The 19,325-nt window shown below is 46.8% G+C and carries 16 protein-coding genes; 4 read left to right on the top strand and 12 right to left on the bottom strand.

Going from position 1 to position 19,325, the window contains the following annotated elements:
- Positions 1-59: 59 nt before the first annotated feature.
- Positions 60-1,226 carry a hypothetical protein gene (locus tag RA156_RS13740; RefSeq protein ID WP_306640878.1) on the bottom strand — a complete coding sequence of 389 codons (1,167 nt, stop codon included), beginning with the start codon at positions 1,224-1,226 and terminating at the stop codon, positions 60-62.
- A 230-nt stretch (positions 1,227-1,456) separates the two neighbouring features.
- Between RA156_RS13740 and RA156_RS13735 the strand changes: the two genes are divergently transcribed.
- Together RA156_RS13735 and RA156_RS13730 are read left to right on the top strand one after the other, a co-directional pair.
- Complete coding sequence (locus tag RA156_RS13735; protein WP_306640877.1) at positions 1,457-3,889, top strand: outer membrane beta-barrel family protein; 2,433 nt, start codon at positions 1,457-1,459, stop codon at positions 3,887-3,889.
- Positions 3,890-3,998: 109 nt separating this feature from the next.
- The gene (locus RA156_RS13730; RefSeq protein WP_306640876.1) at positions 3,999-4,397 is read left to right on the top strand and encodes an NTF2 fold immunity protein; all 399 of its coding nucleotides are present in this window, start codon (positions 3,999-4,001) and stop codon (positions 4,395-4,397) included.
- A gap of 150 nt (positions 4,398-4,547) precedes the next feature.
- Here the strand turns inward: RA156_RS13730 and RA156_RS13725 are convergent, their stop codons facing one another.
- Positions 4,548-6,113: a S8 family peptidase gene (locus tag RA156_RS13725; protein WP_306640875.1), complete on the bottom strand. Its 1,566-nt coding sequence runs from the start codon at positions 6,111-6,113 to the stop codon at positions 4,548-4,550.
- A gap of 243 nt (positions 6,114-6,356) precedes the next feature.
- Positions 6,357-6,836 carry a hypothetical protein gene (locus RA156_RS13720; RefSeq protein WP_306640874.1) on the bottom strand — a complete coding sequence of 160 codons (480 nt, stop codon included), beginning with the start codon at positions 6,834-6,836 and terminating at the stop codon, positions 6,357-6,359.
- A gap of 99 nt (positions 6,837-6,935) precedes the next feature.
- Between RA156_RS13720 and RA156_RS13715 the strand changes: the two genes are divergently transcribed.
- A complete protein-coding gene (locus tag RA156_RS13715) occupies positions 6,936-7,415 on the top strand; it encodes a hypothetical protein (protein WP_306640872.1) in 480 nt (159 codons plus the stop codon).
- Here the strand turns inward: RA156_RS13715 and RA156_RS13710 are convergent.
- A complete protein-coding gene (locus RA156_RS13710) occupies positions 7,396-8,076 on the bottom strand; it encodes a hypothetical protein (protein WP_306640870.1) in 681 nt (226 codons plus the stop codon). The genes RA156_RS13715 and RA156_RS13710 overlap by 20 nt on opposite strands.
- A 138-nt stretch (positions 8,077-8,214) precedes the next feature.
- Between RA156_RS13710 and RA156_RS13705 the strand changes: the two genes are divergently transcribed.
- Positions 8,215-9,369 (top strand): cytochrome-c peroxidase, encoded by a 1,155-nt coding sequence (locus tag RA156_RS13705; RefSeq protein ID WP_306640867.1) that lies wholly within the window; start codon positions 8,215-8,217, stop codon positions 9,367-9,369.
- 18 nt (positions 9,370-9,387) lie between these two features.
- On the opposite strand, the gene RA156_RS13700 is transcribed toward RA156_RS13705, so the two are convergent.
- The 8 genes from RA156_RS13700 to hemH all read right to left on the bottom strand — a co-directional run bounded on the left by RA156_RS13700 (position 9,388) and on the right by hemH (position 19,292).
- Complete coding sequence (locus RA156_RS13700; RefSeq protein WP_306640865.1) at positions 9,388-10,929, bottom strand: YifB family Mg chelatase-like AAA ATPase; 1,542 nt, start codon at positions 10,927-10,929, stop codon at positions 9,388-9,390.
- 239 nt (positions 10,930-11,168) lie between these two features.
- Positions 11,169-11,744, bottom strand: a complete 576-nt coding sequence (lpcA, locus tag RA156_RS13695; RefSeq protein WP_306640863.1) for a D-sedoheptulose 7-phosphate isomerase — start codon at positions 11,742-11,744, stop codon at positions 11,169-11,171.
- Between the two features lie 90 nt (positions 11,745-11,834).
- Positions 11,835-14,333, bottom strand: coding sequence for a protein-disulfide reductase DsbD family protein (locus RA156_RS13690; protein ID WP_306640862.1), 2,499 nt, complete (start codon positions 14,331-14,333; stop codon positions 11,835-11,837).
- 81 nt (positions 14,334-14,414) lie between these two features.
- Entirely contained in the window at positions 14,415-15,119 is a 705-nt protein-coding gene (locus tag RA156_RS13685; RefSeq protein ID WP_306640859.1) for a queuosine precursor transporter, read from the bottom strand.
- Positions 15,120-15,128: 9 nt separating this feature from the next.
- Positions 15,129-15,446: a hypothetical protein gene (locus RA156_RS13680; protein WP_306640857.1), complete on the bottom strand. Its 318-nt coding sequence runs from the start codon at positions 15,444-15,446 to the stop codon at positions 15,129-15,131.
- Between the two features lie 47 nt (positions 15,447-15,493).
- Positions 15,494-16,825: a tRNA lysidine(34) synthetase TilS gene (tilS, locus tag RA156_RS13675; protein ID WP_306640855.1), complete on the bottom strand. Its 1,332-nt coding sequence runs from the start codon at positions 16,823-16,825 to the stop codon at positions 15,494-15,496.
- A complete protein-coding gene (locus tag RA156_RS13670) occupies positions 16,825-18,054 on the bottom strand; it encodes an anthranilate synthase component I family protein (RefSeq protein WP_306640853.1) in 1,230 nt (409 codons plus the stop codon). The genes tilS and RA156_RS13670 overlap by 1 nt, the downstream gene beginning before the upstream one ends.
- A 224-nt stretch (positions 18,055-18,278) precedes the next feature.
- On the bottom strand, positions 18,279-19,292 hold the full coding sequence (hemH, locus tag RA156_RS13665; protein ID WP_306640851.1) for a ferrochelatase: 1,014 nt from the start codon (positions 19,290-19,292) through the stop codon (positions 18,279-18,281).
- Positions 19,293-19,325 lie beyond the last annotated feature (33 nt).

The raw sequence follows: 19,325 nt of genomic DNA, 5'->3' as shown, positions 1-19,325 counted from the left end.
TGTCTAACAATCAGGAAGAAAAAAACGGGCTCAAATTGTGTAGTCTACCCTAAGACGCATCAAGGATGAACAAACCGAAGGTGTTTTCCAGGTTGATCGGGTAGATTGATGACATAGATTCCTGAGGGAAGATCTTCAATCCAAAGGTAGGACGGCGCTTGTTCGTAGTACCTTACGATTTGGCCTGTGGTGGTATAAATTACGAGAGGGTTGTTGAGGGCTTCACCAGTGATGAATATCTCGTCTTGAAGAACTCGAATTTGGTCTGTGATTGAAACTTCATCCAGATTCACACTACAGAAAGAGAGGACCTCTTCTGCGCTGTTGCAATTTTCAAGATTGTCACTGATGAGATTTTCTCCGTTTGAAAGTAAATGACCGCAGACTGAAGCCACTGAACAAGCGGAGAGCATTGGATTAAAGTCAATTTCGAGATACGTGAAGCCGTCAGAGTTAAAGTTGGCAATAGCGGAGATGTCATTAAGTAATGCGTTGCCTTCTATTCTTATTTCACCCTGAAGAGAGCCGATGTTATCTATTCCGCTTAAGTCTATTAGGAGATCACAATCGTCAATGGTTAAGCCACCTAACACAAAGCCAATGGGCTCGAGATCGGACAATGAAGGAATCAGGGTGCAATCACTCACCTCGAGGGTTCCTCCGATAGATGATAAAGAAGACATACCTTCCAAACTTGTGATGCTGCTCTCAGTGATCCTGAGATTGCCTCCGATACTAATCAGTGATTGGAGTCCATTCAAATTGTTAGGTCCATTTTCATTTATCTCTAGATAACCTCCGATGGTTATTAGGCTCTCTAATCCCGTAAAGTCTTCGAAACTCGCCTCGTCGAGGTCAATATTGTTGGTCACGAAATTCAGGTTATCGAGCCCTTCGAACGAGAATGAACTTCCCTCATCAATTGAAATTCCTCCTACAGTAATCACATTGTTCAGTCCTTCAAAGCTGGTAAATCCTCCGCATTCATTGCAGATGATGGTGCCGTTGATCTGGGTGATTTGCTCCATTCCCTCGAAATTTGAAACACCTTGAATGTAAATGTTGCCATCAATGGTGGTGCAATCTGGATAGTCAGAAGCGAAGTTTAGTGTCTGTGATTGATCATTTAGGTAGAGCCCTTCCGAAAGGCATGATTGCGCCATTCCCACATGAGTGAGTGAAGATAGAAGGATGAAGAGAAGGAAATTAAGTAGCCTGAAAGTCATTGGCTTAAGCTAAGGGTTTTCAGTGAGAGAAATCTTCTTTTTTGCGTTAAGGTGTTGTTAATCAGGTTATAGGTGATAAGTATGAACGGTTGAAATCACTGATTATCAGTATACCATTTCCCAAGATGCTGAACCATTCGTCACAAAAAATCAGCGTGCGACATGGAAAATGTTTCCCTTTGTCATCAAGCAAGAGAACTCCGTTTTCTGCTACGGACAAAATAACTGTTATGCGAATCTTACTCTCTTGTCTGATGCTCTTGGTATCAGGCACTCTCTCAGCTCAAGTAGGTTCTGTTTCTGGAACGCTCATCGACAACACCAATTCACCGGTGCCGTTTGCCAATGTTATTCTGTACAGTGCTGCAGATAGCAGCATGGCGAAAGTGGAAGCGACAACTCAGGATGGGGTCTTCAACTTCATTGAGGTTCCAGTTGGTCAGTACTACGTAGATGCGTCGTTCATTGGATTCGACAACAAACGCATTGATGACGTTCAAATCAATTCAGGTGAAGAAACGAAGTTGGGTTCAATCAAAATGAGCCCTTCATCTGTAGCGCTGGCAGAAGCAGAAGTCGCTGTGGAACGTCCGTTAGTTGAGATTTTACCTGACCGCACGGTGTTCAATGTGGAAGGAACGGTGAACAACACTGGAGACAATGCCTTCACCTTAATGCGTAAAGCGCCAGGGGTAAACGTAGATAACAATGACAACATCAACGTTCTAGGTAGAGCTGGGGTCATGGTTTACGTTGATGGCAAGCAGCTTCCTTTGTCTGGTGAAGACCTCGCGAATTACTTGAAGAACCTTCCTTCGGATCAAATCGATCGTATTGATATCATTACCAACCCAGGTGCGAAGTACGATGCTGAAGGAAATGCCGGAATCATTGATATCCGCCTAAAGAAAGACAAGACGCTAGGTGCGAACGGAAGTGTACGTGCTACGTACACTCAAGGTCAACGCACACGAAACAACGCCAATTTCACGGGGAATTACCGCAGCAAGAAGGTGAACGTCTTCGGCACTGCGGGAGTCGCGAAAGGAGAAGGGTTCAATGATCTTTACTTCGACAGCTTCCAGAATGACCTTCACTTGATTGAATCGAACTTAATTGGAAACGAGTGGGAGACCGTAAACCTGCGACTTGGAGCTGACTTCTACCTTGGTGAAAAAAGCATCATTGGTGTCTTAGCGAATGGAATGTTGAACGACGGGGTAAACACCATCGACAACCAAGTGACGATTTCTCCAGCAGCATCCGATGCTATCGACAGCGTGTTGATTGCAAATAGCTTCACGAATACCGACAACACGAATCAGTCGTACAACCTGAACTACCGCTATGATGATCGTGAAAAGCAACGCAGTTTGAATGTTGACCTTGATTGGGGAAAATACTCGACAGATTCATACCGTACACTACCAAACATCTACTTTGATGCGGGGCTTCAAAACCAGTTGACATCGATCACGAACTACTTTGATACACCTACAGATATTGAAATCCGTACCGGACGAATTGACTTTGAAAATCAACTCTTCGGAGGGAAGCTGGGTGTAGGAGCTAAGTACAGTCAAGTGATCTCTGATAACACCTTCCTTGTGTTTGACGATGCAGATGGAGTGCCTGTTCAGAATGATACCTTGTCGAATATCTTCAACTACGACGAAGTCGTTTATGCCGGTTATGTGTCGTACAATCGTCAGTTCGGTCAGAAAATTGGGTTGAGCCTCGGACTTCGCGCGGAGCAAACAGAAGCTACAGGTGACCTCCAGGCATTCTTGGAAGAGTTGCGTGAACCACCAGTAGCACTGAACTACCTTCGTTGGTTCCCAAGTGCAGGACTTACTTATACCTTCAACCCTGCGAACGTTCTTTCGGTGAATTACGGTCGCCGTATTAACCGTCCTGACTACAACGTGTTGAACCCGTTCAACAACCAGCTGAGTCAGATCTCTTATGAGAAAGGAAACCCGCGTCTGCAGCCTGAGATTGTGAACAATGCAGAGATTGGGTACACCTACCAATACCGATTCAACTTTAAGATTGCATACAGCCGTACTGAAGATCAGATCACACGATTGATTGGACCAGATGAAACAGACCCACGTGCGACCTTCATTTCTTGGGACAACCTTGCCACACAAACGGTTTGGAGCTTCAATGCGAGTATTCCGATGTCGGTAACAGAGAAGTGGAGCACTTTCGTCAACCTGAGTGCAGCGCACACAGACAACCAAGCTGACTACGGCGACGGAGCTATTGTTGACGTTCAAGCCTATTCGTACAACATCTACACTCAGAACACGATTACCCTTCCAAAAGGGTTCAAAGGTGAAATCTCAGGGTGGTTCAGCGGACCAGGAGTTTGGGGAGGGGTATTCCTCTATGATCCAAGTTGGGCCTTGAACTTAGGGGTGAGCAAGAACTTCTTCCAAGACAAGTTGAGCGTACGAGCTACAGTCAACGACATCTTCTACGAAAGCGGATGGAGCGGAATCTCAGAATTCAACGGCCTCATCAGCACCGGTAGAGGAAACTGGGATAGCCGTTTCTTCAGCCTCTCAGTAGGCTACAACTTCGGTAACCAAAGCGTCAAATCACAACGCCGCCGTGACACCGGACTTGATAGCGAAGCAGACCGCGTAGGAAGCTGAGGAATAATAAATAATGATTTCTGAATAATGAATGGCTATTCACTGTTCAAGACTTACGCCTTAGGCCATAGGCCATAAGCCTGAACGCTTTTTTTGTAGCTTCAACCCCATGCAACTGAAGCTCATTGCCTACTTGTTCTTACTTAGTCTGGTTTCGTGTGTATACGCTGAGTTCAGCCGAGGGGTAGACCCATACCCAGAAGACAATTCCTTCATTTTGGTGGAAGCACTCGGTGATTCACTTTACGAGTTGAACCTGCATGAACGCATTCGAAAGCGCGATAAAAAGATCAACACTGACCTTCAAGCCTTCGCAGCTGCAAAACCAGACCTTCGTGAAGCATTCGGTGAAGACGAAGACATCCTCGTACGAGCATACGCCTTCCACGATATCAATGGCTACTGGATTGTCAAAGGATTACTCCCAGAAGGCTTCGCAGGCGGCACCCTCGTGGCAGTAGTAGATTCGAGAACCGGGGAGACTGTTCGCGTCATGACATGGAGGTAGATAGGTGCCCTTTATCCTCTTTTGAATAATAATTAGTGATTAATAATTACTGAATTTGAGATTCTCTCGATTGAGAATTTGTCACTCATTACGCCATACGCCATACGCCATACGCCATACGCCATACGCCATACGCCATACGCCATACGCCTAATTCACTGCTTCAGCCGCATCAATAACCCCCCAACCAAACTGTCCGTCGCGATATGGGTAGTTGCTTGACGCTTGTTTGAGGATATTCTTTACCTGATTCTTGCTCAGTCCAGGGTTTTGTGCCCAAACCAATGCGGCAATTCCGGCTGTGGTTGCTGTGGCTGCTGAAGAACCCCCCGTGTAGTTTGGTTGATTTCCGTAGTCAGCGAGAGTGATTGGTCCGCGGTCGGAATCGTTGCGGTCTTGCATGACGATCACGAAATCAACTTGAGAACCTGAATGACACTCGACGCAGCGCTCCATTGGAGCTCCAGTTTTAATCCCTGTTACTGCAGTTGTCTGACTCATATTCGCTGGGAAGATCACACCCCACCAGCTTGTCCAGCTGAGGCTTGTGCCGGCCGCACAGAATATGAGCTTGCCTTGGTTGTTAGCGTAGTGAATAGCGTCAGCTACTTGTCCGCTGTAGAAGACATCACCGAGCGACATTGAAATGATTCTCACATCACCGCGGTTTCCGAGGTAGTAGTACGAGTCTGAAACGCCGTCTTTTTCGTTTGACGTGTTGATGATGACATCTGTTGTTCCACGGCAGCTTACGAGGTTGGCGTCGTAGGCTACACCTACGCTGTTTCCTGCGGAGTTACGCGGTGCGGCGATGATGCCAGCCATAGAAGTTCCGTGTCCACAATCGTCCCAGATGCCGTCGTTCCAGCACCACCACCACCAACATTCTTCGTAGAAACCGAGCTTCTCGATACTTCTACCTGCAGACCATCCACTACTGAATGAGTTGTTCAGTTGCGGTTGGTTTTGGCTAACGCCGGAATCGATCAATCCAATGGTGATGTTATCTCCTGTGCTGCTGTTCCATGCTTCTTCGATGTTCATGTAGTCGTAGTTCCAACTCACTTTCGTGTTTGGGGAATCTACGTAGTAGTCGACACCGTTTTGAAGTGAGTAGTCCGGTGTGTTTCCACCACAGCCTAGTCCGGAACGTTGCTGTGTTTCTGTACCGTAGCCCATAGGTTCAACGTAGCGTACTACTTCCATTCCACGTAACTTAGCAATGGTCTCATAGTCTTGGACGAATACGTTGAAGTAAGGCAACGGCTTTTCTCCGAAAGCAAGGATGTCTTCCGCTTTTACCTGACTTTCTGGATGCAATCTGTTGGTCTCACTGACGATGAAATCGATCAACGCATTGCGTGTTTTCATCCATTCTTCGTCGTTGACGTTGATTTGGTGCATCACATTTTCGATGCCCGTGAATCCGTTCGGCTGATAGCCAATTGATAAGAGGGAATCAGTGTTCACTGCCGCACTCCACAACATATGGGTCGACATGTTCTCCCACTTGATCACGCCATCTCTATGCAGCAGTTTCAAGGCTTCTTCGTCAATCTCAGCTCTACTTGCTACTTGGGTAGGAATACGTTCTTCCGCATTCCAGCTCGTTCGAAGATCCGGCACATACGGAGCAGGCGAATCGTCTTGAACTTCCTTTTGACAAGCGGTAAACAGAAGAAGGATGAGAGAGCAAAGTAGAACAACTTGGCGCATAGCTTTGGATTTAGTTTGCCTTCAAGTTATTTGAAATAAGCGTGTTAGGGAAGTGTTCGTTGCGCAGAGTTTTAAACAAGTGTCCTTTGGTACGTTGTTCGTTGTTCGTTGTTCGTGGTTTTGAATTCACGAAAAAAGGGCCCTAAAAGAGCCCTTAAGATGTTTATTGTAGACGGTTGACGGTTGACGGTGGACGGTTGACGGATGTCTCTCGACCCTAGTCTCTAGTCCCTCGTCTCCTGTCTATTTAACTCGTTTAAAGTAGAATCGAGTGATGTAGATTCCGTTATTGTCTGTTTTGTCTCCTACAGATTCAACGCCGGCTGTGATGCTTACTAGTTCCCATCCTTCGTTCATCATGGTGTTCACCTTGTTGTTGATTACCGCGTCGTTTGCAGCAATGTTTTGGAAACGGATTCCACCGATGTTGAAGAAGTTGAGGAGCTTCGTTTCTTCGAAGTTCTTCACGCGAATCTCACCGCGATCAGACTTGTTTCTTGAATTGTCTTCTGCGGTGCGGACAGAGGTGAATTCTTTGTAGTCGCGTTGTTCTAGGGAAGAGATGATACGAGATCTACCTAATCCGTTAGGGATGATCGATTCCACGACAGTGAAAGAAGTAAACTCATAAGTAGCAGGGGTAGGAGAGGTGCTGAAAGAAGCAAGTACAAATGCTAGAGCTACAACAGCTACTCCAAGGGTGAGGTAATTGAGTTTTTTCATATTGAGAGATTAAAATTGTTTGCGTTTTTAATTGGTCTTTCAAAGCACAAAGACCGTTCCGTTTCTTGTGTGATTTGATACATTTCGGAAAATCTTTCCATGGAAGCACTTTTTACCGAAAAACAGAAATTTAACCAGTGGTGGTTATGGTTAGTTCTACTTGCGGTTGCATGTATTCCAGGATATGGTGTTTACGCCATGTTTTATCAGGCGGGTCAAGTTGGATCGGAAAAGGTCTCTGGGGTCACCGTCATCTTCACAGTGGGAATGGTGCTGATTCTGTTGCTTCTTTTTCTCATGCTCAAGTTAACCACCACCATAGATGAGCAGGGTGTTCATATCCGCTATTTTCCTTTTGTCCGTCGGTCTATTGCTTGGACTGAAGTAGAGAAGGCCGCTGTGATTGACTACGGTTTTGTTGGCGGTTGGGGAATTCGCTTAAAAACGAAATACGGCACGGTTTACAATGTCAGCGGAAGAATCGGACTCCATCTCGAATTGAAAGATGGCAGCCAGTTGGTTGTTGGAACGCAGCAGCAAGATGAGCTGAGCCAAGTGATCAGTGAACTTCGAACATGAAGATGTCGCCGTCAAGTTTCTGACCAAATAGATCTTCAATGCGTTCTCGCGGTATTTGGTTGAAGCCTTCTATGGTGATTTTGGAATCGTCCATTGAGCTAGATTCCATGGTGGAGCCGTTGTGATCTACAAAGCGAATCATCTCGTAGTTCTTAATGTCGATCGGAACTAAAGACAGCGTCAATCCGGGCGATGAGATATCCAAAGTTTCACATGGGTTTAGTTCTAACGAAAGCTGACAGTTGAAATGAATAAAGTGCCTGCCTCTTGGGTCTTCTGGTAGTTGTATTACCGTGCAATTAAAAGGCAGGTCTTCTGACTCTTCTTCGGGATAGACTTTGGTGATTTCATCGATATGATGGTCAATTTCAGGGTATAGCTTATAGAATTTGAGATATAGGTCCTGACTATGGTCAATGTTATACTCAACTCTTAAGGTGTCTCCGTCGACTATCAGGAGAAGATGATTATCTGCCGCAAATTCGTATTTACCTTCCATTACAAGGACCTCAAGGATATACAGAGCGAAATTTTTGTCCTTGTCAAATCCGATATAGCGATCACCGTCAGCGTGATAATACATCTTCTCCAAGTTCTCTGATTGACCAAAAGACAGAAATGGAATGAACGTGAGTATTATGAGCGAAAGGCGAAAGATCATAGCAGTCGAGTTCGGTTTAACGTCCTCTAAAACGCCAATTTGAACCATTAAGTATTCCAGTAAGCTTTTTGTCTAGTCACTCACTAGGGTGGCATTTTCTTGCGTTACTTCACAGGGGATGCATTAAAGACTAGCAACATGAGATTAGACAAATCAGCCATTTTATGCATCATATTTTTAGGGTCTTTGGCCACGTTGACTTCGTGCAGGCCAGATGATGAACAAGACAACGAAGAGGTAACAGAGATCAGTGCCTTACCGGCATCTATCGTTTATCCATCCGACAATCCATATTCGAATGCGAAGTTTGAATTGGGCCAACTGCTGTTTTGGGATCCGGTGCTTTCTGGAACCAATGAGGTGGCTTGTGCGACGTGCCATCACCCAAGTTTGGGCTACTCTGACGGACGTGCCTTATCGTCTGGTGTGAATGGTCAGGGTTTGGGACCGAATCGCACTGGAGGAGTGGTTGTGAAGCGCAATTCGCCTACCGTGATCAATACGGCCTACAATGGCATTAGCGTTTCGGGAACGGTTAATCCAATGGCGTCTCCCATGTTTTGGGATAACCGTGCTTCGAGTTTGGAAGAACAGGCTTTGCTTCCTATGCTTTCTGCTGAAGAGATGCGTGGTGTGGCTATCGCCGAATCGGACATTCTCGATACGCTTGTGAATCGCTTATTGGCTATCGCCGAATACAGAAACCTCTTTGAGGCGGCATTCGGAAGTGATGAGATCACCGAAACGCGCATTGCACAGGCATTGGCGAACTTCCAACGTGAAATCGTAGCGAATAATAGTCCGTTCGACCGCTACATGCGCGGGAATATGAATGCCATGACGAACGCTCAAGTGCAAGGTATGAACACCTTTATCGAGTCAGGCTGCGCCGATTGCCACGGCGGTCCGATGTTTTCTGATTACGAACTCCACACCTTGAGTACACCCAATCACCCACAGGTAGAAGATGAAGGCGCCACAGGCAACTTTGATTTCCGGACACCTACACTCAGGAATCTAGCTTTCACTGAGCCGTACATGCACAACGGCGTTTTTGATGACTTGGAAGAGGTGCTTGAGTTCTACCGAGATATTTCCGGTGGAAATGCGAATTCACAGAACCCAGATGTGGCGAACAATCAAATTGATCAAGACGCCCGCGACCTGCGCGTAAACGGAGATGATATGGACGAAATCATTGTGTTCTTGAATGCACTGAATGATCCAGATTTCGACACCTCCATTCCCTCAAGTGTTCCGAGTGGATTGCCGGTGGGTGGTGAGATTAATTAAGAGGGATTTTGATCCCCATCACCCCGCCCAAGAACTCCTATCCAAAGTTCGGTACTGAATAGCTTCGCCTAAGTGCTTAATCTCGATGTTTTCACTTTGATCTAAGTCAGCAATGGTGCGTGCTACCTTCAGGATGCGGTCATGTGCGCGAGCACTGAGATTCATCTTGCGCATGGCGGTTTTGAGGGTCTCGTTTCCTTCAGAGGTGAGCTGGGCATAGGTTCGCAGTTCATTACTTCCCATTTGGGCATTGCAGTGAAGTTCTTTGTGAGATTCGAAACGTTGAAGTTGAATCTCGCGAGCAGCGACTACTCGCTTTCGGATGTCATGGCTGGTGACTTTACTACGGGGTGTACTTAGCAATTCATCATAGTCCACGGGTGTCACTTCTACGTGCAAGTCAATACGATCAAGTAATGGACCTGAGACTTTATTCAGGTATCGCTGAACAGCGCCATTCTCGCATTGACACGACTTGAAAGGATGGTTGTGATAGCCACAAGGGCACGGGTTCATAGAAGCGACCAGCATAAAGCTGGATGGATAGTCTACCGTGAATCGTGCACGTGAGATGGTGACGACTCTGTCTTCTAGAGGCTGGCGAAGGACTTCGAGTACCGTTCGTTTGAATTCAGGTAGTTCGTCTAGGAATAATACGCCGTTATGTGCCAGTGAAATTTCTCCAGGTTGAGGCCAGCCTCCTCCTCCGACGAGCGCTACATCACTGATGGTGTGGTGAGGCGCCCTGAAAGGACGAGAAGTCACCAACGAAGTATTACTGCGAAGCCTTCCAGCCACAGAATGAATCTTCGTCGTCTCGAGTGATTCAGGTATGGTCAAAGGAGGCAGGATAGTTGGAAGCCGTTTCGCTAGCATCGTTTTACCCGCGCCTGGAGGTCCGATCAAAATGACGTTATGTCCTCCGGCGGCAGAGATCTCAAATGCACGCTTGATGTTTTCTTGTCCTTTCACATCTGAGAAGTCGATGGAAGCATTGGTGAGCTGCTCCTTAAAGATGGCTTCTGTATCGATCGCTACCGGACTGATCTCTTCCTTCCCCTTGAGGTACTCAATGACTTGACCAAGATTGTGCGCAGGAATAATCTTGAGTTCGTTGACCATCGCTGCTTCTTGCGCATTGATCTCCGGAAGGATCAAGCGTTCAAAGCCTTCCTTTTTCGCTTGAATTGCGATCGGCAAGGCTCCTTTAATCGGACGCAGTGTTCCGTCTAAAGAAAGCTCACCCATGATCATGGTTTTCTCCAAGGCTGAAGCCGGAATCTGTTCACTCGCGGCCAATATGCCAATCGCCAAAGGAAGGTCATAAACCGCTCCTTCTTTTCGAATGTCTGCAGGGGCGAGGTTGATGATGATTCCTTTTCCCGGCCAGTTCATTCCTGTTTCTTCAATAGCCGTTTTGATGCGCTGCTGGCTTTCTTTCACAGCACTATCAGGGAGACCCACCATCATAAAGTAGATGCCCTTTTCAATCCGCACCTCCACGGTCACGGTCGTAGCGGAAATACCGAAAATGGCAGATCCGTAAGTCTGTACTAGCATGTGTTTTGTTCTCGCGTGCGCAGACAAGGGTGTCGGGGAACTGTAGGAGCGCTTTACAAGCGCTGTAGGCGGTAGGCAGTAGGCGGTATGCTGCCGTTTTTGATTAATAAATAATGATTAATGAATAGTGAATGGAGCAAAGTTCTTGTCAATTGAAATTCACTAGCAAATTTTGGTCTTTGGTCTTTGGTCTTTGGTCTTTAGTCTTCGGACGCCGGACGCCGGACGCCTGACGCCGGCTAAGAATCCGCTCGCTCAATATGATCAATCAACGAGTGAATCACCTTGATATGGATTTCTTGGATTCGGTCAGCGTAACCGTCCCATGGGGCGCGGATTTCTACGTCGCAGAGTGGGGCTAGTTTACCACCGTCTTTTCCGGTGAGACCAACCACTGTGATGCCGAGTTTACGAGCCGCTTCCGCTGCGCGGAGTACGTTGCCGCTGTTACCACTTGTTGAGATCGCCAGTAAGACATCGCCTTCGCGACCTAGTCCTTCAATGTAACGACTGAAGACGTACTCGTAGCCGTAGTCGTTTCCGACGCAGCTCATGTGGGAGGGGTCAGAAATCGAAATTGCAGCAAGAGCTGGACGATCATCTCGGTATCTTCCTGAGAGTTCTTCTGCGAAGTGCATGGCGTCACACATTGAACCGCCATTTCCGCACGACAGAATTTTGTTTCCAAAGGAAAGCGCGTTCACCATGGCATCTCCCGCTTCGGCGATAGCCATTAGGTTATTCTCATTGGTGAAGAAATCGTTCAAAACGCGCGCAGCGTCTTCGAAGTGTTGGCGAATGTGTTCTGTACTCATGACGCTTCGAAGTTGGCACATTTTCCACAGTGGAGCAAAGAAAAAGGCCGACGTTTTACGGTCGGCCTTCAATCCTTTATAGGCGTTTGATTATTCCGCCGCGAACTGAGAAGATTCTGTGTTTCCGCTCAGTTTGTTATTCGTTTCCACCCCACATTCCAAGTAGCTTTGGTACTCAGAGACGTCTGGAGTGTATCCAACTGGGTTTCCTAGGAGTTCACCATCAGGACTCAACATTACGTAGTACGGTTGACTATTGTTGTTGAAGTAATGGTTCTGGAAAGTTGCCCACTTATTTCCGATGGTACGGATACGCTTCGTTTTTCCAGTTGACTCAAAAGTGAATACTCCTTGCTTTTCTTCAGGAAGCGAGTTCTTGTCATCAACATAGAGTGATACCAATACGAAGTCATTCTTGATCGTCTCCGCCACCGTTGGATCCGTCCATACTGTTTCTTCCATCTTACGACAGTTCACACAAGCCCATCCTGTGAAGTCAACCAAAAGAGGTTTGTTTACTTCTTTGGCGTGTGCCATGGCTTCGTCGAAGTCCATAAACTCAGGGTGAATTCCTTCGTGATCTCCATCGTGTGAATCACCTGCATACCAGCTGTAGAAGCTTGGTGGAGGGAAGCCTGACAGGAGGTTGTGGTTCCATGGTGGTGATTGTAGAACCCCTGGTGCCACGTAAATAGTAAATGCAGCCACAAGTGCAACAAACCCCACGCGGAAGAGTGAGAATTTCTTGATTGGTGAATCGTGAGGGAACTTCAACACACCCAGGAGGTATAGCGTCAGTCCTAGTCCGATGATAGCCCAGATCAAGAAGAACGTCTCACGTTCGAGAATTCCCCATTGGTAAACCAAATCGGCATTACTCAAGAATTTCACCGCTAAGGCAAGCTCCACGAATCCAAGAACAACTTTTACACTGTTCAACCAACCACCTGATTTCGGCATGCTGTTCAGTACTGAAGGGAAAGCAGCGAATAGCGTAAACGGAAGTCCAAGTGCTACTCCAAATCCTGCCATAGCGGCAGTAATTGGCCAAGGTCCGTTCTTAAGCGCGTTACCTAGAACGGTACCAAGGATAGGTCCTGTACAAGAGAAACTCACCAAAGCGAGTGTCAAGGCCATGAAGAAGATTCCGGCAAGTCCACCTACGTTAGATGCACTGTCTGCCTTATTCAATAGTCCGTTTGGTAGTGTGATTTCGAAGTATCCGAAGAATGAAATCGCGAACACAACGAATAACACAAAGAAAATGAGGTTCAACCACGCAGAAGTTGCGATCAAGTTGAGTGTCTCAGGGTCCGTTCCGAAGTGGAAAGGAACTGAAAGCAGCACATAGATCAATGCGATGAAGAACCCGTATAGCAATGCCTTGCGAATACCTGATCCCTTTTCTTGTCCTCCTTTAGTGAAGAAGCTCACGGTAAGTGGAATCATTGGGAATACACATGGTGTCAATAGGGCGATGAGCCCTCCAAAGAATCCGAGTAGGAATACGTTCCAGATACCTTTATTACTTTTCACCTCGTTGATCGAAGACTCAGCTCCACAAGATCCTTCTGGGTTGTCTAGATTAACCATTGGCAATGCTGGAAGGAGGTCGTCTGCCGTAACTCCTTCTTCTCCTTCGTATCCAACTGGCTGCCCCATTCCCGTAGCTAAGTTCACATTGAACTCAACCAACTCTGGTGGTAGACACATCTCATCATTGCAAACCATGAAGTCAACCCCGGCAGTAATCGTAGCGAGGTCTCCGTCAACCTTAATCTTCTGAAGGAATACTGGCGAACCTTCGAAGTACGCCAGGTCCATCATGAAGTTTGGATCGTAGTGTACGATTGGTGTCTCTTCTTCTGTTTCACCTACTGTTGCATAGCTATCTGGTAGAGTGAAGATGAAAGAAGTTGGAACTGGTCCTTCGTTGTTGTCTAGATGCTGAGAGTATAAGTGCCATCCTTCGTCGAGGTTACAAACCATTTTAATGGTGTGCGTTCCGTCGCCATTATCCATCGACGAGAAGTTCCATTTTGCGGGCTCGTAGATCTCTGGTTCTGGCTTCTTACCGTAGATTCCGCCGTCATCCGTACCTGCATAGGCAAGGTCACCTTCATTGAAAATGAGGGTAAAATAAATCGGGTCTGGGAAGATACACTTGCTATCATCACAAGCCATGTAATCGAGTTGTCCCTCGATTTCGGCTGATTGACCTTCGAACTTAAATCCTTGTCGGAACTCCACTTCATCTTCGAAATAGTTCAGGTCCATTTCAAAGTTCGGATCGTAGTGAGTGATGTGTTCTCCCTCTTTTAGGCTTCCAATAGTGGTGAACCCAAGTGTGTCTTTGAAAACGACAGTGGTTGGGATCGGTCCGAAAGCGTCTGGGTCGTCACTGATTACCGACGCATATACGTGCCATTTCGCTTCAATCGAAGCTTTTGCCACGAGTTCGAATTCGTTATTTGCCTTTTTCTCGATCGAAAGATCCCACGTTACTGGTTCTTCAATCTGTGCAAAACCACTCCAAGAAATGAGGAGTAAGGATGCCAATAATCCGAAAGTTGCTTTGAGTTTCAACATCGTAAGAATGTGTTAGATAACATCAAAAATAACGCTATTGCTTGGTTTTAGTTACGTCGTAGTATTTTTCGAATTGGAATCCTAAAACAGAGAAATCTCCTGTCCGACTTCCAATTTGAATCGTTTACGAACGGCCCAAGAGGTGAGGTAGAAGAGCGGGGTATCAAACAAAGCGACCAGCGCCTTGAATAAAAATCCGTTGAAGACGAGTGTCCAAAACAGCGCCCATTCAATTTCGCCGCCAAGGCAAAGCAATAGAATGACCGTAAAAGTATCGATAAACTGTGAGGTGAGGGTCGAAAAGTTGTTTCGAACCCAGAGCATCTTGCCTTTCGTGAGGCGTTTCCAGAAGTGGAAGACGCGGATATCAATAAACTGTGCGATGAGATAGGCCGTCATGCTAGCGCCTACCGCCATGGCTGTTTGTCCGAAAACATGGCTGTATTGATCGTCAGTTACTGGCGACCAGCTAGTTGCCGGGGCAGCGTTTCCGAGATAAATGATCAATAAGACGAACAATGAGGCAAACAATCCAGCAAAAACAACCTGATTGGCGCGTTTCGCTCCGTAGATCTCACTGATTAAGTCTGTAATGAGGAAAGTAATCGGGTAAGGCAATATGCCTACGCTTTGTTCGAAGCTGAATCCGTCAAAAAGCTCCCACGAGAAGAACTTTCGAAAGATCAGATTGCATGAAACAAGCGCTGCGATGAATAGTCCTCCGAGGAGGATGAACAGTCGAAACGCTGCTTCACGGTCTTTAGGTGATAGGGAGGCTTGATCCACCTCCCAAAGTTATGAAAACAAGCGTCCGGGGATACCGAGGAACTGAACCTTGCATATGCTTTGAATCGGCAAGGTGATATTTCGTTCCAAGAAAACGGAGCGATCTCCAAGGGCAACTACTCTACTTAGAATTGGAAAGCAGGCCTGGTCGTTTTCTACCCAGAATACGATACGCTCTTGATGTGCGCAGTCATACGAAAGGGCTTTCAATAGGGAGGTCATGCGCTGGCGTTTTGCCGGTTCGCTATGAAGGACATCTACACGAGATGCATGGAATTCGTTCAGGATCGCACGGGTTACGGTGCGGTCAATTGGAAAGTGAGACATGAGGGTCAGTTAGGTGAGTCCTTCAACGGAGATGTCTCACAAAGGTTTCAGAATTTGTCTGACAAGCTAAACTGAATGACTTGCTCTGTCTTGTCTGAAATCTTTACAGAATCTGCGATGCGAAGTCCTGCGAGCCAGATGATTTCTCCGGCGCTTTCAAAAACCCATGCATTCTCTTTTTGGGCTTGGCTCCATTTCGCCTGAGTGAAGATGTCGCTGAGCAATTGAGTTCCTTCTAGGCCTAGTGGACGCATCCTATCTCCTTCGTTCCATGGTCGAACGGTGATAGGGAAGTTGATCTTATCCGCGTCCAGCGTGGCTTGCCAGTCGATTCCCAAAATGGGAAAATCGGATTTTGCACCTTTTTCGATCTGAATATGCACTGGTGAATGGATCTCCTCAGTGTCGATTTCGATCGTAGCGCTTTGATCGCCTTTTCCGGAAGGTATTGTGCTGATTACTAGCGTTTCACGCTCTCTGATAATGCGGTGAGACTGGGAGTAGATTGCCTTGCCTGGCTTGCTGTAGAGCAGATTGATCATTTCGTCTACCCTGCGGGCCGGGAAGCCATAGTCGTTTCCGATGTGTCCCAGCATCAAGCGCTGAAATGGTAATTCGGCGAGGTCTTCTACATTTAGCTCGATGCCTTCTTCAGTTAAGATCATCATGCCTGGAGCTAGTTGACTCACGAATTGGTCAATGATGAAATTCACCTCGTCGAACATTGAAACTTGGCGTTGCACATTTCGCTCAAACCCTGGTCTGATGCGGCGCATCAGTGGTATGAGGTCGTGACGAATTTGATTGCGCGCATATTTGCGATCTGCATTTGAGGCGTCGGTTCGGAAAGGGATTTTCCGACTTTCAGCATAAGCTAAGATCTCTTCTTTGGTGAATCTCAGTAGCGGACGAACCACATTTCCTGAAGCTTCTGGAATGGCGTCGAATCCACCGAGTGAGCTGCCGCGCATGATATGCCAGAGGTAAGATTCTGTGGCGTCATCCGCGTGGTGTGCTGTGACAATGACATCGGCTTCAATTTCAGCGCGAAGCTCCTCAAACCAGTCGTATCGCGCTTTACGTGCTGCTTCTTGAATCCCCATTCCACGTTCCTTGGCGAGCGACTTGGCGTCAATTCTTCGAATGTGAACAGGGATGTTGTTCGATTGCGCGTAGTTGTCTACGAATGCTTCATCGTCATCTGAATCTTGGCCCCTTAGGCCGAAGTTTACATGGGCGAGATCTACCTCCATGCCCAGTTGAAGTAATAGGTCTGTTAAGACCATAGAGTCTGGTCCGCCACTAGTGGCAATGATCACGTTATCGTCTTTTAGAAGGAGACGGCGTTGTTCGATGTGTTGTTTGAAGGCTTGGAGCATTAGCGTAGTGCTTTGAATAGTGCATCTGCTTTGAGCAGGCACTCTTCGTATTCTTTCTCTGGGTCAGAAAGAGCGGTGATGGCTCCTCCAACGCGAGCTGAAAGATAGTGGCTTTCGCTATTGTATAGAAGGCTGCGAATCACAACGTTAAAGTCGAAGTTGCCATTGGGTTCAATGTAGCCTACGCTTCCTGAGTACAGTCCGCGGTCTGACCTTTCGATTTCGTCAATCAGCTGCATCGATCTCACTTTAGGAGCGCCTGTCATCGATCCCATAGGGAATGTTGCTTGCAGTAATTCGCTGAATTTCAGTTCCTTTTTCGCTAGCGCGGAAACAGTTGAGATCATTTGGTGAACGGTCTCGAATGAATAGATCTCGCAGAGTTCATCCACCTTAACTGAGTCTGGCTGAGCGATCCGACCAAGGTCATTCCGCACAAGATCAGTGATCATGATATTCTCTCCACGCTCTTTCTCGTCAGCTCGGAGCGTTGCTTTCAGCAGTTCGTCTTCCTCTGGAGTGTTTCCACGTCGTGTGGTTCCTTTGATGGGTTGGCTAATCAGTTGGTCGTCAATGCGTTTTAGGTAGCGTTCCGGACTGCCGCAAAGCAGGTAGGAGGCGTTTGTTCTGACAAAAACGGAGAATGGAGCCCTGGTAAGGTGATGCAGTTTCTTGTAGGTCTCAAAAGGTTGAATGTCAGCAGATTCATTGAAGAATTCCTGACAGTAGTTCATCTCGTAAATGTCTCCTCGTTGGATGTGCTGCTGTACTTTACCCAGGTCTTCAAGGTAGTCTTCACGCGTGAGTCTTGGATGCAGTTCAATCGCTTCTTGTGTGAGGTTATCGCTCGGTTCAAGAATTGATTTGAGAGCTTCACTCAGTTGAGGGTGAGAGTGTCCGCTGATTACTTCAATATTGCCTCGCTCAATCGAGAAAAGCATTTGTGGGACGAGAATCAGACTCTCTGGAATGCCAGTGTTTTCGGGGTGTTTCGAGGAGAGGTCTTCAATGCTGTTCTTCAGATTGTATCCGAACAGGGCTACTTTCCACTCGTCTTTGTGTTGTGCTAAGAAGCGGTCAATTGCCTTCAATTCTGTGTTGGATTGAAAGCGAATTGAGTGTGCTTCGCCAACGGCAAGTAAGGATCGGCCGTGAAATGATCCGTCGTGAAGGTAAACGACGGTGTCATGTGGGAGGCTGCCCAATTCAGGGATGAGTGTCTCTATCATCCCAAAATGAAATTATATTCCCAATATGGGAAATTGTGTGATTTTGGCACGATATCTAAACTCCTGATATTCAACAACTATGCTTTGTCTGTATAAAATGGTACGCACTTTGCCATTGGTATGCCGGACTCTCACTGGTAATCTCATAGATAACCGAATGCCAAGAGTTTATTTCAGATGATTAGCTCGATAAGGGGTCCAAACGTGGAGCCCTTATCACTTTTTTAGACCATCCGTTTCCGCGCTAGCGACTCCAGCGCATCAACCCAATCATCATCGGCATTCAAACTCGGTACAAGATCTAACTTCTCGCCCCCAGCTTCTTGAAAGTCCTTATCGTACTCCTCACCAATTTCGATTAATGTTTCCAAACAATCAGCAACAAAGGCTGGAGAGAATACTAACAATCGCTTCGCACCTTTCTCTGCTTGTTCTTCTACTACTTCGTCAGCGAACGGACGTAGCCATTTGCTGTCGAGGCGTGATTGGAAGCATACCGTGTAGTCTTCTTCTTTGATGCCTAGTCGTTCTGCGATGGCACGTGTAGTTGCGTAACAAGTTGCTTTATAGCAGAACTTGTTCTCTTCGTTGATCTCGTCTTCACAGCTGTGATTCGAGCACTGACGATCTTCATATACTTTGTCTACCTGACGCTCCGGAAGACCGTGGTAGCTAAATAGGAAGTGGTCGTAACTCTCTAGATCAAATTTCTGAGCACGTGTCACGAAGCCATTGATGTACATGTCGTCATCCCAATATTGGCTTACCGCAGTGATTTCAGGAATCACATACCACTTTGAAATGATCTTAAATGCCTTTTCAATGGTGGATCCGGTAGTTGCGCTGGCGTACTGTGCATATAGTGGAACGATGATGATGCGATCATAATTGGCTTTTTCCATTCGCGCCATGACCGAGTCCATGGAAGGACTCTGGTAGCGCATTGCCAATTCTACAGTCACATCTTCACCTTCAAAACGAGTCTGAAGTTTCTTCGTCAATTCTTGACTGTACAAGAGCAGCGGTGAGCCGGCATCGGTCCACACTTTCTTGTATTCAGCAGATGATTTGAATCGTCGCGTAGGAGAGATGATTCCATTCACCAATATCTTTCGTGGTAGCCACGGGATATCGATAACACGTCCATCTCCTAGGAATTCTGTGAGGTAACGTCCCACTGCCCCTGGTGTGGGTGCATCAGGCGTTCCAAGGTTAATAAGTAAGATTCCGGTCTTCATAGTCCGATTGAAACAATCCCATAGGGATCGAGT

The sequence above is a fragment of the Sanyastnella coralliicola genome (assembly GCF_030845195.1).
GTDB lineage: Bacteria > Bacteroidota > Bacteroidia > Flavobacteriales_D > Sanyastnellaceae > Sanyastnella > Sanyastnella coralliicola.
The sequence above is the reverse complement of the archived record's forward strand: the minus strand, read 5'-3'. Positions and strand labels throughout refer to the sequence as shown.